Origin of the sequence: Rossellomorea orangium (assembly GCF_019334305.1) — a bacterium.
Lineage (GTDB): Bacteria > Bacillota > Bacilli > Bacillales > Bacillaceae_B > Rossellomorea.
Map to the genome: position 1 here is coordinate 200,597 of NZ_JAHWGH010000025.1, position 14,712 is coordinate 215,308.

13 protein-coding genes and 1 pseudogene are annotated in these 14,712 nt (G+C 41.8%); 2 read left to right on the plus strand and 12 right to left on the minus strand.

Annotation, left to right across the window (positions count from 1 at the left end; translation table 11 throughout):
* Positions 1-102 precede the first annotated feature (102 nt).
* On the minus strand, positions 103-1,116 hold the full coding sequence (locus KYJ26_RS22185) for a S66 family peptidase (RefSeq protein ID WP_219170090.1): 1,014 nt from the start codon (positions 1,114-1,116) through the stop codon (positions 103-105).
* A gap of 278 nt (positions 1,117-1,394) precedes the next feature.
* Here KYJ26_RS22185 and KYJ26_RS22190 point away from each other — a divergent pair, with 278 nt between their 5' ends.
* Together KYJ26_RS22190 and KYJ26_RS22195 are read left to right on the plus strand one after the other, a co-directional pair.
* A complete protein-coding gene (locus KYJ26_RS22190; RefSeq protein ID WP_219170092.1) occupies positions 1,395-2,708 on the plus strand; it encodes a D-alanyl-D-alanine carboxypeptidase family protein in 1,314 nt (437 codons plus the stop codon).
* A 104-nt stretch (positions 2,709-2,812) separates the two neighbouring features.
* Positions 2,813-3,205, plus strand: a complete 393-nt coding sequence (locus KYJ26_RS22195; protein ID WP_219170093.1) for an SET domain-containing protein — start codon at positions 2,813-2,815, stop codon at positions 3,203-3,205.
* Between the two features lie 148 nt (positions 3,206-3,353).
* Here the strand turns inward: KYJ26_RS22195 and KYJ26_RS22200 are convergent, their stop codons facing one another.
* From KYJ26_RS22200 to KYJ26_RS22250, 11 genes and pseudogenes are all read right to left on the minus strand, one after another.
* Positions 3,354-4,175, minus strand: coding sequence for an EcsC family protein (locus tag KYJ26_RS22200; RefSeq protein ID WP_219170094.1), 822 nt, complete (start codon positions 4,173-4,175; stop codon positions 3,354-3,356).
* Positions 4,176-4,244: 69 nt separating this feature from the next.
* On the minus strand, positions 4,245-5,513 hold the full coding sequence (locus KYJ26_RS22205; protein ID WP_219170095.1) for a hemolysin family protein: 1,269 nt from the start codon (positions 5,511-5,513) through the stop codon (positions 4,245-4,247).
* Positions 5,514-5,555: 42 nt separating this feature from the next.
* Positions 5,556-5,966, minus strand: coding sequence for a MerR family transcriptional regulator (locus tag KYJ26_RS22210; RefSeq protein ID WP_219170097.1), 411 nt, complete (start codon positions 5,964-5,966; stop codon positions 5,556-5,558).
* A gap of 104 nt (positions 5,967-6,070) precedes the next feature.
* Entirely contained in the window at positions 6,071-6,550 is a 480-nt protein-coding gene (locus KYJ26_RS22215; protein ID WP_219170099.1) for a YjdJ family protein, read from the minus strand.
* 115 nt (positions 6,551-6,665) lie between these two features.
* On the minus strand, positions 6,666-7,412 hold the full coding sequence (locus KYJ26_RS22220; protein WP_219170101.1) for a YdcF family protein: 747 nt from the start codon (positions 7,410-7,412) through the stop codon (positions 6,666-6,668).
* A gap of 25 nt (positions 7,413-7,437) precedes the next feature.
* Positions 7,438-8,034: pseudogene (locus KYJ26_RS22225) on the minus strand (nucleotidyltransferase family protein).
* 133 nt (positions 8,035-8,167) lie between these two features.
* The gene (locus KYJ26_RS22230) at positions 8,168-8,332 is read right to left on the minus strand and encodes a hypothetical protein (RefSeq protein WP_206848917.1); all 165 of its coding nucleotides are present in this window, start codon (positions 8,330-8,332) and stop codon (positions 8,168-8,170) included.
* Positions 8,333-8,414: 82 nt separating this feature from the next.
* Positions 8,415-9,644, minus strand: coding sequence for a type III PLP-dependent enzyme (locus KYJ26_RS22235; protein WP_219170102.1), 1,230 nt, complete (start codon positions 9,642-9,644; stop codon positions 8,415-8,417).
* A 3-nt stretch (positions 9,645-9,647) separates the two neighbouring features.
* On the minus strand, positions 9,648-10,859 hold the full coding sequence (locus tag KYJ26_RS22240; RefSeq protein ID WP_219170103.1) for an MFS transporter: 1,212 nt from the start codon (positions 10,857-10,859) through the stop codon (positions 9,648-9,650).
* Entirely contained in the window at positions 10,856-12,832 is a 1,977-nt protein-coding gene (locus KYJ26_RS22245) for an IucA/IucC family protein (protein WP_219170104.1), read from the minus strand. The genes KYJ26_RS22240 and KYJ26_RS22245 overlap by 4 nt, the downstream gene beginning before the upstream one ends.
* The gene (locus tag KYJ26_RS22250) at positions 12,798-14,699 is read right to left on the minus strand and encodes an IucA/IucC family protein (RefSeq protein WP_219170105.1); all 1,902 of its coding nucleotides are present in this window, start codon (positions 14,697-14,699) and stop codon (positions 12,798-12,800) included. Before KYJ26_RS22250 ends, KYJ26_RS22245 begins: the two co-directional genes overlap by 35 nt.
* Positions 14,700-14,712: the final 13 nt, after the last annotated feature.

The window sequence follows — 14,712 nt, forward strand, 5'->3', positions numbered from 1 at the left end:
TTTATTACTTCTATTGTATGGGTGTAATATCCTTTAGTCGGTTTGCGCTGTACATGTTTGGTGATGTCACTCTTTCAGCTATAGAACAGTGTGAAGGTTGGATTATTTAAAGGTTTGTGTAATCCTGCCTTTTCCATCCCTCACTACCACTTCCCCATATGCCCCATTAATGAAAGTGATTTGAGGAGGCTGATGTCCGCAGTCGATATCATATACAACTGGTATTTGGAATTCGCTTTCAAGTTCTTGGTAAACATCTTCTGCTGTGTAGTCATTCACTGGAGTATTAGCGGCACTTCTCCCAAATAGCAGCCCGGAAGAATGGTCCAACCATCCAGCAAGTTTCATCTGTACAAGCGTGCGGCGTAAATCAGCCGTATTGATCTCACAGTTTTCAAAATACCAAATGATAGGTTCATCTACGATATGTTTCTTTCTGAAAGAAGTCACATCTCCGTATGGAGTACCGATAAGGTTTCTTATCACATCGATACAGCCTCCGAGGAATCGGCCATTCATTTCGACATCCTCATCTCTTATGGTCTTCCAGACCGTAGTGTCCGTTAAATGAAATACATATGGTGAAGGCTGATCATGCTTCCATTCTTTTTGAAACTTCTGGGATGAAAATTGGGTTACCGAACAGCCTTTTTTTGTCGAAAGGACATTTTCCCATTGCTTCGTCGTAGGATCCGTATCCGCTCCTCTTAAATCGATGAGGTTGGTCCCGTGTGCAGTGGCAATCCCTGTCTTTAAAGTAATGGCAAGTAAGAGGGCACTGATATCGGAATATCCAAGCACCCACTTAGGCTTGATTTGTTCATAATCGATTAACTCGAGAATTTCTATGAGGAGTTCTCCTCCCCATGGCGGAGCGATGAGCGAAATCGAGTCGTCCTGGAGCATGCGATTTAATTCGGCTGCTCTCTCGTCTGCAGGGGCAGACTTTGCCTTGTGCTGCTTCCAGACGGTTTCACCACACTCTATACCGTATCCCTTTTCTTCCATTCTCCTCATGGCTTGCTTCAGTAATTCGTGCAGCTCATGAGGCACACCTGACGAAGGTGCCGTAACTCCCACAGTTGAATCCCTCTTAAGCAATGGATATGTGATCATCTCTCTATCCCCTCCCAACGGTTAATTTACATGATTTTACCAGATTGATAGAACTCACACAAGAATTATTTTCCAGCACTTGAGGGACGGACCTTCTTACATTAGATTATGGTAAACTCCATTGGTGTATGGAAGGTCCGTCCCTAATAATAAGGGCACCACAGTTTTTTACAATAATATGAACGATTTGAAACGGTTCAAGTGATTTGGGGTGTATTCCAGGTTTGTGTGGTAAAATGATGTGGTTGTGTAAAATTGGTTTTTTGGAGGTTTGTGGTTTGAATAAGAAAACGGTAAAGCAAAGCCTGTCGGTTTTGTTGATATCATTCATGGCTGTGACGCCTTTTCAGCAAACGGCGCATGGTAAATCAACTTTGGATATTCAGGCGGATGCTGCTATATTAGTTGAAGCAGATACAGGAAAGATTGTTTATAGCGAACATGAAGATAAGCCGCTGGGTATTGCCAGCATGACGAAAATGATGACGGAATACCTGGTGTTAGAAGCGATTGACGAAGGAAAGATAAAGTGGGATCAAACGTATAAAGTAAGCGATAAAGTATATCAATTAGCCAATGCCCCGGGATTGAGCAACGTCCCCTTAAGGGCTGATGAAGAGTACACAGTGAGAGAACTATATGATGCAATGGTCATAAAATCCGGAAATGGTGCAGCCATCGCACTATCAGAAGTGGTGGCAGGATCAGAAGGTAAATTTGTTAAATTGATGAATGCTAAGGCGAAGGAACTCGGCTTTGAACATTATCAATTTGTCAATGCTTCCGGTCTCAGCAACTACGACATGCTGGGCATGTACCCAGAAGGTACGGGTGAAGATGATGAAAATATGGTTTCAGCAGAAGATATGGCTACACTTGCTTACTACCTCATCCATGATTTTCCGGAAGTTTTGGAAACATCCAGTCTCTCCTCTAAAGTATTCAGGCCTGGTACGAGTGAAGAACTGGTCATGAAGAATACAAATGGTCTATTAAAAGGAAAGTCTTACTATTATAAAGGAGCTGACGGACTGAAAACAGGCACGACCCCCTTCGCTGGTTCAACCTTCACAGGTACGGCGGAACGAAACGGGGTCCGCTATATTTCCGTCATTCTGGATGCGAAGGATGAGTTCGGGCAACCGAGCAGTGCAGAGCGATTCATTCAATCGAGGGAACTCCTCGACTATGGTTTCAAAGAATTTAAGAGCATAACCTATAGTTTGGATGACATCGAAACGAAAAAGGACCACACACTTCCGGTTCCAAACGGCAAGGATCAAACGGTGTCCATAAAGATAGACAAGCCTCTCTCCATCCGCCTTTCAGATCAGGAGAAAGATAAGGTGAAAACCGCACTGGAGCTTGATGATACGAAAGTCAACAAAGATGGCTCCCTTAAAGCACCTATCGAAAAAGGAGAGAAAATCGGGCAGTTGATCATCGAACCCGGGGAAGATGCAGAATACATCTTCGATCAGAAGAAAGTACCTTACAAGTTGGATGTTTATGCTGCCGAATCAGTGAAAAAAGCCAGCTGGTTTGTAAGAAGTGCCCGCAGCATTCAGGATTTTTTTGGTAATCTTTTGTAAACAGTTAATCCTCAAACATCATGATGTAAAAGATTTAGTGTTGCTTTTCTTTCCGGTTCGTGTCAAGCTTAGCTAAGTCAAGGATTTAGAAAGTAGGTGGCATAATGATCGAAGTGAAACTATCGTCTCTCAGCGACGGAGATCTTAATCGTGGAGTATTTGCAAAAAGGGATATAGCCAAAGGGGAACTGGTTCATGAAGCACCGGTCATCCCATACCCCAATGAGGAACATGAACATATCGAGAAAACATTCCTCGCGGATTATGTATTCGAATATGGAATCAATCACACAGCACTCTTATTAGGATATGGAATGCTGTTTAACCATTCATATACGCCGAATACCGTTTATGAAATCAATTTTGATAATCATACATTCGACTTTTATGCCTATAAAGACATTCAAGCCGGAGAAGAACTGCTTATTAATTATAACGGCGAAGTGGATAATGATGATCCACTTTGGTTTAATAAAGATAAGGCTGAAGAAGAATAAAGAAAAGGGATCTCCAATTGGAGGTCCCTTTTTCTTTGTCATCCGATAGAAATGTAGCTGAGTCATAGAGAGGGACGGACCTCTGATTACTCTCTATAATTGAATGAAAACCTGCGTCAAACCTGAATTCTGCGTGAATAAGGTATGGTTAATTTGAGGTCCGTCCCTCTTCCAGCTTTGTGAGGATCCTTCTTTTACGGTAGAGCATGCGGCCGGTTTCTCCTATGTCTGTAATCATGGATTTGTTGATGAAGGATCCGAACAGGATTCCGGCAATGGGAATCATTTGAAAGAGTTTTTTCCAACCAAAGTTGTCACGGAAGCTGATCATTACTTCCCGCCATCCCTGCAGCTGGGACAGGGTTTGCTCTCTTTTATCGCTATTCTCCCCGTTGAAATCCTCGAGTTCATGTAGGATGGCTTGTTTACCTACGATATCCGATGAAACGAATTGGAGGCATTTGATGATGAAAATGCGCTCTTCTTGATCATTCGGGTCATACCCGTAACACAAGGCTATTTCTTGAAGTGTTTTAAGTGATATTCCCAAAATGAATGGGATGTCGATACTTAATGTAAGAAATCCACCGATACCTGTCGTCGCTCCCTGAGTCATCGCAACCTTTTTTCTCCTATGCACAATTCCTTCGCTCACTTCATCCATATATGTGAGTGGCAGGGTATTAATTTTATTCACTGTCAAATCCAGATCTCCTGTTTTATTGAGATATCGGTTCAATACTTCCTTCTCATTTGTCAGGTGACTCCCGCCTTTTTGTATGTAACTCCCTATTTCATCCAGTGCTTGCCCGATTTTATTATGTACCATTTGGGGAGTGATCCGATCAAGGATCATAAATGGAATCCTGCCCAGTCTTTCCCAGAACCACAAACCCTTTTGGTCATCAGCCCATTTATTGACGATTTCAAGTTCTTTTAAAAGGGCCTCTCTCGTTTCTTCTGGATGCATGTTAAAGCTCCCCCTCTCGTTTTAAGTAAAAAAATAACAGGCGTCTAAGCCTGTCATTTTATGAGTATATTAAACCAGGTCTCCGGTTTTTTCATCTAGAATTTCAACTTTAATAGTCCGTACCCGGCGGTTATCCACCTCTTCAACGCTCACCTTTAAGTTTTCATAATCGAAGCTGTCACCTTCTGATGGAAGGTCTTCAAAGCTTTCAACGACCCATCCACCAAGCGTATGATAAGAACTTTCAGGCTCTGGTACATCGAGTAACTCTGTAAATTCATCCAATTGATATTGGGAATCGAATCTATATTCATTGTCACTGATTTTCTTCATGGAATGAGTTTTCTCATCTTGCTCATCCCAGATCTCACCTACAATCTCTTCCAGTATGTCTTCAAGGGTGATGATTCCGGTAGTTCCACCAAACTCATCCACCACAATCGCCATGTGCACGTTGTTTTTTTGAAGCTTAGTAAGAAGAGATGAGATTTTAACAGATTCAAATATAAACATCGGCTCACGAATCAATTCCCGGATGTTCACTTCACCAAACTTAATCAAGTGAGTAAAGAACTCTTTTTCCGAGAGGATTCCAATAATATTATCGATATGATCCTCATAAACCGGAATCCGTGAAAAGCGTTCTTCAAAGAACATTTCTTTGATTTCTTCAATCGGTTGGTTCACTTCCACGGCCTTGACGTCGATTCGCGGCGTCAGTACCTCGGTTGCAAGGATCTCATCAAAGTCCATGGAGCGGTGAATCAATTCCCGTTCTTCTTTATCAATGACTCCTTCTTCTTCACTAATATCAAGCATTACTTTTAACTCTTCCTCTGTGACTGACGGCATCTCGTGATCCTTCGAGAAGAACTTCGATACCAACTCCTTCAATTTGATAAAGAAGAAATTGATCGGTGTGAGGACCTTTATTAAGAAGAAAAGCACACCGGATATGGTCAGGGAGTAGGTTTCAGCGTTTTCTTTTGCCAATGACTTCGGGAGGATCTCACCGAAAATCAGAATTAACAGCGTCATGACGAATGTACTGATGACAAGTCCCGTGTTCCCTCCGAAAATATCAGTTGCAAGCTTGGCTGAAATACTTGCTGCAGCGATGTTCACGATGTTGTTCCCAACCAATATCGTTGACAGAGCTTTATCAAAGTTCTCAGCAATATAATGTGCTTTGATGCTTCCTCTTCTTCCTTCACTTACAAAGTTCTTAAGTCTGATCTTGTTGACACTTGAGTATGCCGTTTCCGCCGATGAGAAAAAGGCAGATAAAAGGATCAATGCTCCTAATAATACTAATGAATTCAGTGGTATATCGTCCAAAAAAAAGTCACTCTCCTGTAGTTGTTTATCTATTATGCTGGATTAACCAGAAAAAACCATTAGGGTCTGGAATAAGGCCAAGGCCTGGGGGGAGACCTGTTTCAATACTCGCTTGCGGTCCTCTGCCCCCAATGTTTCCATTGCCTGTAACACTTCATGCAATTCATTATGCAAATGCTTCATTTCATTTCGTATATGTTTGACCTGCTTTTCAAGGACGGATTGATCCACCTGTTTGGATTTCAGGAGTATAATACGATCTTTGATTTCATGCAGGGTCATATTCATCTTTTGACACTGTTCAATCAGCTTCAAGTCATTCAAAGTCTCTTCATGATAATAACGATAATTATTGTTTGATCGGTCGCATTTTAATAGACCCATTTTCGTATAATAATCAATGGTCCGCTTGGACACTTTGCTTAGTTTGGATAGCTCGCCTATTCGATACACATTCCCAAGTTATCACCTCTAGAGTAGTATACTTTATTTTAATAAAACCGTACAGTTAAACGTTACGGTTTTTATATATAATAAAAATATGCATCTCATAACTGTCACTGGTGTGAGAAATGTTTATCTCTGTGCAGTGGTAATAAGTGAATGATACCAGATAGTATGATCATTAGTAGACCAACCGAAAGAAACAACCAGGTTAATAGATTTCCACCTGCTGTGGGAGATGTAGAAAGTGTGAATGATAACCCAAGTTCAATCAATCCAAAAAGGACCAGCAAGATACGGATTCCAGTTCTGCTAAATATCCGGATCCCGATCAAAACAATTAAATAGCTGGCGCTTATGATCATAAAAGCTGGAAAAAGTGGTGAAAACTTAGCAGCATATATAAAGAAGTCAAGATCTGATATATCATTGGATCCACCAACGCTGCCGTGCATCCATTCACTGATCGGAGCCGAATACCTCCATTCCCACGGGTCTTCAAGTAATGCACTCCCCTCATACCAGGAAACCATAGACGAAAAAACCAGTACAACCAACCCAACACCCAATTGTGACCAATACCTAATTGACATAACCTGCTCCTCCCTTTTGAGGGACGGACCTCAAAAAATGCTAATATTCAGAATGAAAAACGTGTAATATCAAGGGTTTTCCTCTGATTGATGACGTCGGATTAAGGTCCGTCCCTCAATCCAGCATCATGTTCACTACCGCAAAGTATTCTCTTATCATGTAGTTGGTTGTTATGTACAGGGGGGATTGACTGCCCAGTCCGGTACAGTTCATGCTTAGTTCATCACCGATTTTCTGCGCACGAAAGATGTGGTAATCGCTTGTGACGATGACGAGTTTTTTATTGTGTAGCCCCTCTTGTTTTAGAATGAGCTTGGCATTCCTGAGATTTTCATAAGTAGTGGTTGATGTTTTGTCATAAAGTATACGATCTTCCTTTATGCCCCGGGCTATCAGGTATGAACCCATCGCTTCCGCTTCAGGGATCGACTCACCGGGACCCTGTCCACCCGAAACGACGACCGGGACATTTTCATGGATTTCAAGCAAATCGGCTCCCTTGTCCAATCTTTCCCTCAATGTATTGGAGAGTTCTCTCCCCTTCAACCCCGCCCCAAGAATGATGACGGCATCTGGCGCATCTTCCTTTATGTGATGTGATTGGAAGGCTGTTTTCAAGAGAATGGCTTCAATAATACTAAAGGATAGAATAAATAGAAGGAACACGGTGTAAATGGTTCGACTTGCCATTTTATAACGTTTATTCCCTGTGTTTTTATAAGCTGTGTGTAATACCATGATCATCATACCGACTTGTGATAAGATAGCTATAAAAATCAGCCCGAATGTGACACCGCTGAAAAAGACTAAAATCATCAATGCGCAAATCAAAACTATCTCGGATAGTATAATCTTTTTCATCCCGTCTCCTTTCAAAATAGTCATTTTACCTTTCACTATCATTCAACCGTTCCCCATTGATTCCATATATGATCACTTTGGGCCATTTTTTATTCCATTCCTTTTCCCGCAACCTTCGTTCATAAATGGCGGCTAACGTTTCTTTTTCTTTGAAAGGAGGTGTGGGCATTATTCTAAGTGCCAGTAGATCTTCCAGCCCCCATGGTGCAACCAGAATAAGTTCATCTTCCTCGTTTAGTTTCATTGCAATTGATGTAGCTGTTTCTGGAAAACGGGATACCGCATCAATAGTAGATTTATATGGGGCTTCTCCATTAAGAATATGCATCCTTGCCTGGTTCTTTACAGACCAGGGTTCTGTTGGTTTCAACCTGTTCAATCTTGATTCAAGAAGCTTTTCAATATCTTCGTCAACATTGTAAGGATCATAATATACGACATCTATATCCGGTAAGTGTGTGTTATTTGAATATCCATGCATTGTATCTCATACCTTTGACCTAACAAAACCGGCACAGACCCACCAGTCCGGTAAATGTAACGTTTTGGCAGCTTCCATGACGCTCATCATCCAAGCATCATTTTTCACTAAATTGATAATATCCTGTTCAGAATTGATCATTTTATCCCTCTCTTTTACTGTTTCACATTAGCTTATTTTACCATATGATCCAGATTAAGAGGGCTTTAAACTTAGATTCATCCCATATTATTTATAAAAAAAACATGCCAGGAATACTCCCTGGCATGTTCTCCTATTGACCTCCATGAAACCAGCTGCTCGCCTTTACGCGCTCTTCTTCCTGGAGCTGTCTTTCATGTTGATTTCCTGCTTCGAATGTATTCTGAGAAAATTTACGTCTGAGAATTCCGCTTATGATTCCAAATCCAACAGCAATGCCTATGATCCACCACAGCATTCTACTCACTCCTGTCTTTAGGAAAATTAACCTTTACTATATATACGAATGAAAGTTGGAATAAGTTTCAAATTAACTTACCTTAATTCTGGAAATCTCTTCTTTCCAAGGATGAATCCAGGTAATGAAAGGCAGGATGTGAGTGAGACAGGAAATCATGATGTGAAATGGTCCATCCATACGCTCCGGCCATCGGAAAAATGATCAGGTCCCCTGCACGTAATCTTTCGACATACGCCTGTCGAATCAAAATGTCATTGGGAGTACACAATTCCCCGGCAACCGTTACATTCTTTCCCTTGATCCCTGGTCGCGGAAGTGGTTCGTCAAACCACTTCTCCACGGGATAAATCGTATGAGGGTGGGACATTTTCCACGCGGCCGGAAGGCGTAAATGATGAGTCCCTCCTCTTATCAAGGCAAAATGCTCTCCGTGATTTTTCTTAATATCCATTACTTCTGCCACATAATATCCGCAGTGAGCTACCATATAACGCCCAAGCTCCAGTATCAGTCGCAGCCCCTCATGAGTAAATGTATCTTCCATTTGATACAACCCACTGGAGAACGTTTCCCAATCAAATGGATTCTCCGGTTGATGATAGTTTACCCCTATGCCTCCGCCTGCATTTAATGTGGTGGCAGAAGTTAGTGAAAACTGGGCCTTCCACCCTAACATCCTATCTCTGCAAAATGAGATGAATTTCAGGTGATCAAGGGCATCCAGGTTATTACTCATCGCATGAAAGTGAAATCCTTTTACTTCAAGATAAGGGAATTCTACTAGCTTCCTCAATAGAGTTGGAATCACATCTTCTTCAATTCCAAACTGTGTAGGCACACCTGTCATTCGGTGTGAACTGTTTGCCACATGATAGGTGCTGTTTACACGAATGAGCACTGAAAGCTTCTTTCCTTCCATTGAACCCAACCGATTTAGCCTCTGCATATCTCTTTCGCTCTCGATATTCACGGTCTGAAGTTTCCCCTTAGAAAGATACTCCAACTCCTTATCCTTTTTGGCAGGTGCCCCAAAGATAATAGGCTTCTCTGACAGACTCAAGACCTTTACAATTTCCCCTTCAGAAGCTGTATCAAATCCATCGATGTCCTTCTCCAGTGCCTGAAGAATGGATGGGTCGGGATTCGCTTTAACAGCATAATACAGGGAGCAGTATCCCGGCAACGTCTCCCTAATGTGCTGAACATGATTTTTTAATGCATGTATATCATAAATATAGGCACAAATCGGCTCTTTCTTCCTTATCTTCAGAAGCGAAGGAAGAAAGGCCATGAAAGTTTTTGAAATCATACTTTACTCCTTCCACAAATTTCGATTGCTGCGGACGATGAGGATGGTAAACAGAATCGTTCCCAGTCCCATTGAAAGTCCGGCAGCATATGCATCAAATGAGCTTGCAATCCAGCCAATAAAAAGGGACCCAAGGGGAATGTAGCCACGGTCCATGAGGGCGATGCTCAAGACCCTGCCTCTATATTCCCCATCCACCTTCATTTGGATCATGATCCTGCTCAATGTCCGGTAATACTGACTGGTGAATCCTATAAGAAACATGAGTCCTGCGGATGCTAAATAAAATCCGCTAAAGGTGGTAAAAAGGACAAGGCTTGTCCCAAAAGCCAAGGTTGATACTATAAGCCATCTCCCTCCCATGACCGGTTGCCGAAATGCAAGGAGTCCTGTTGCTGTAATCGCCCCTAAAGATGATATGGAAAGCAAGAAACCAAACCCGGCAGAACCAAGATTCATCAGCTCTTTAGAAAAAATAGGGAGCATGGTCGTATAAGGGAATCCGAATATCATGGGAGCGATGGCCACGAGTAAAACAGCGAGAATGCCAGGTTGGCCTATTATGTATTGAATGGTGTCTTTTATGGACTTACTCTCACGCTTTTTTCCCTGCTCTGTATTTTCGTGGTCACCGGGAACCGTCAATAGGGTAAATATGACCAATAATGTACCTGCTGATACCCACAGCATGATATTGCTGGCAGCAAAATATCCCAAAAGTACTCCGGCAAATGCCGGTCCAACCATCCTGGCCACATTGATACTGGTTGTTTGCAGGGTTATGGCGCTCCCGAGCATACTCCCTGGTACGAGGTCTGCCAACCAGGCATTTCTGATCGGCACTTCGAAGCTCATTAACACGGACCGGACAGTAATAGCGGATAATAATAATATGAACGACGCTTGCTCTCCGATGATGAACGCAATAAAAAGAGTCGATACCAGCATTCCACTGTATATGACGAGAAGAGATTGCCTTCGATTATATTTGTCAGCCACCCCACCTGCATACATGGAAAAAAGGAAAACAGGGATCAGCCTGCACGCATTCAAGATCCCAAGGGATAGTGGTGAATGGGTCCACTCGTACACAATCCAGTTCAGAATGGTCAAGTCCATCCAGTCCGAGCATCGTACGAAGAAACTGCCGTATAAAAATCTTCGAAAGGGTGGTGATTTCAGTGCAAACTGTTGCTGAGCAGGATAATCATTCAATGTAAACCAGCTTCTTTTCCTAATGGATTTTCCACATCAGCATAAAGATAGCCTGCGCTTGGTCTCAATCTCATCTTCGTCAATGCTTTGTGGTTTACTTTTTTATGATATAAAAATTGACGATCTTCTATCACATTTACTGGAACTTCATGGGACAGGGAGGAAAAAATGTCGTCACAAGCCTCTTTGACCAACGTCCAGAATTCCCCTTCAAATACGCCTGACGCTTCTACAAGTAGACGGATAATCTCTCCTAAATGATTCTGGAAGATTGTATAGTGCGCTTTTGAATACATTTCTTCCTTATTTTCAGTCAACGTGATACTTTCAGGGTAAAACTTCGGATACATTCCTCTTTCTTCTAATCGCCTCTTGTAAATTCTTGCCCCACCCCAATCCCTGAAATAGAATCGAACCGGCTTCCCTTTTTTAAAAACAGGGATACTATTCTGAAGATGTCCTTCTAGTGCAACACCATATTTTGTTAGCAGTGTTAGATAGCCTGGAAGTGTGACAGATAAATAGTCCTTAAAGAAGAATCGTGCGCCTTTTCCCATGGTCAGGTTACGATTCGCGCAGTATTCTGTGAGAAGCTCGGCAAGAATCGTATCTTCAGAAAAAGGAGAGGTTGCATACAAGCTATTCCCAGTGATCATGACCTCATCTTCTTTCAATTCATCCTCCCTGTTTTCTCTTACAACCACGGTCAGATTTCTTTTTTGTTCACTGTCATCTGAAATGAATGAGTATCCGGCGATTTCATCTAGTGGTAAAAAGGTTGATAACTCTGCCTCATTGCTTAGCACTTCACCCACTAAAGTACTGAAAACGGTGCTGTTTAGAGCTGTTTGAGTGGAAATCGACCTTACCGTGGACGTCATCTGACTGTTAACGGCCAATTTCACAAATCGATTGGATTGTGTAATGGGCATGACTGTTCGAAAGGACGATGTAGCATGACATTCAACGCTGATTGAATCAATAGGTACGATGATCCCCTTTTCAATTTCATTCTCGTATAAACTATATAAGGCATGATGAAATTGCCATTCATGAACGGGCATGAGTTGGAACAGTTCAGGAGCCAGATCGTTCTCTTCCATGAATTCATGGTAACGCGGAATAACTTCTTCAAACGTCTTTTCAATTACATACGGTTCTGATTCGGTGAATTCTATCCATTCTTTTCGGATCGCCAAAAAGCAAATTTTGTACGTTTGCCTGAATTCCGGGGAATATTTAGCCACATCTTCAGGACTCATTCCCATTTTGGTTTTTGAACCGGGATGCAAATGGTGACCTTCAACGCTCATCTGCTCGAAGAATGCGAGAGAACTCCACGCGGGTTCTACCTTCTTCATATTTTGGATGTACTGGAATGTGGAATGATAGTGGGATAATTGAGAGTCCGCCCTAAGCTTCTCTTTCCAGTGCGATTCTGCGGCGTAGCTGAGTGTTTGATTTGCTGTACCATTGTCAAGTTCACGAACCAGTGCCTTTCCTTCTTCAGTCAGACCCAGAAGGTTCATTAGCTCACTTGCCGTTTGAATACTACGATGGGATTCACGTGATATCCACACGATGTCTCCTTCTAGTGTGACTCGTTGAAAGGCGAGTTCGGATTTAATGGGAAATAAGATCATATACTCACCGAAGGATTTCATTCTGTATGAAATCCCTTCTTTTAATTCAACATTCTGCAGCTGGTGAAGGAAAGGCTCCCATTGTTTGTACACTTTTAACAGACTTGTGACATATACAGATCCTATTTTCTTAATTTGTACAGAATCGCTGTATAGTGAGTTTACGTTTTCTCTTAAGAGGGAAGCGGCCAATTTATGGAGTATCGCCTGTCGTCCTTTTTTTATATTCTGTTTAAAGTGTGTAACCAAATGCGGTTGCCTTTCTTCCAGGTAGCTCATACATTTTAATTCATCTTCAAGCCAGTTGATTTTTGCAGATAGTAACTTCATCAGTATTCCCCTTTCGCGTTAATGGATTGGGAGCGCTAATATATACGTTTTCCGTAAATGCATTAGAAAGACGCATCTTTATCAGTGATTTTAAGTAAGTGACAGGACCGAAGATTTCCTGTTCGAATTGAGATGCATTCTTGCAGTGGGCTGCATCTTCTTTTATAGAATCAATTGTAGATTGGATGACTTCCGCAACCTGTTCCCACAGAAGTCCTTCGGAAAGTCCGGTATCCTTTATAATTCCTACGATGATTTCTCCTAAATGGTTGTGCAGGACTGCATGTGAGAACATTTTATATAGATCAACAGCTTCTGTAGTAAGTAAGTTTGTTTTATTACTGATTCTTCCGTCTTGGCACTGTACTGGAAGGCGATTTTTTAATATTCTAATCCCTCCGTTGTCACGAATCATCAATGTTTTTGGACAATCGTTTTCAAAGATCATGATGGCATTTTGAAGATGGGCTTCCAGACTGACCCCATATTTTATGATTAAATGAATAAGTCCCGGAATAAGTGTATTGGAGTACTCATGAATAAAACGGACTGCAGCTGCTTCCACAGAAACATTTCTTTCTATTGACCATTTTTCAATGATTTCAAGTGAAAGTACCTTTCCCGACATCGGTGAAGTGTTAATTAGAGCGGCTCCTGGAACAGCTATTTGTCCTTTCTCCAGTTTCTTTTCAGGATTTTCCCTGATAAGAGCGGACAAGTTTTTTTCTAGATTGATAGATGTTTCTATCCGATGAGAACGATAATGCCCCCCGCCACATTCTGATAAAAAATGTATCTTCTCCTTAATTTCCGGATCGTGAATACAAACGATATTCAACAGTTCCGAGATTATAGGACCATTCCATACCGATGTAGGAGAAACGATTCTCTTTGCACTGGTCATTTGAACATTTAATGCTGTCTTCAAATGGTGATGTCTCCGGTTATGGGGTGCTAAAGAACGAAACGAAATGAGCGCCTGTGAAGGGATGGTCATGTCAATTGGAATAAGCAGTCCCTGTATCAACTCTTCCTTAAAATAACACTTTACAATATGCTCGAATTGCCAAGGGTGGACTGGGATGATTTCGTAGTCTTTTAGATCTTTCTGTAACTCTTTGAATTGTCTCTTCATTCCAATTTCAATGGCAGGATATTCTTTCAATAAAATCTCTGTCATGGTCGGTCCACCTTTTACAGTGCTGAATGACGAAATATCTTTATGAATGGCGACAGGGTGGACGTTTACCTCTCCCTTCCATTCTGGAGCATATTTCATCACTTCTTCCCCTGTTAATCCCAGCCTGGTTTTCGAACATGGATGGAGTGTGTGGCCTTCAATGACCGATTGCTCCAGGAAAACAAGCGGACTGAACTCAGGGTTCGAAGACTGTCGGTGCAGGTACTCAAATGTCCCTATACCTGAGTAAAGGTCCTTCTGCAGCTCCTCTGCCGCTAATGCCAATGCGTCATTTTTCACACTGTCCTCCAGTTCATTTATAAGAAGTTCTAATTGTCGGGAATCTACTTTAGGGAAAAGTTCTTTGATTAACTGTGTCGGTGTATGTATTTGGGTAATAGACCCTTCTTTTTTAACAGTAATTCTCCCTCCGATATCCAACTGTCCAAGGAAGTAGGAATTTTCTATCGGTACGGTGATCTTGACGTTTTTCACTGGTGTGATGTAGATGAGCTTTACATTTTCTTCTGTGGTTTCATAGGTGTATTGAATGAGTCCTTCCCGTATCATGGCCTGCATTAATTTATTGAGGATACGAGTTTCTGATTGTTTTAGTTTTTCATTAGCTAGTTTTTGAATCCTATTGTACTCATCTTGTTCTGAATGGCACCCAGTAGATAAAGTCATATCTATTCCTCCT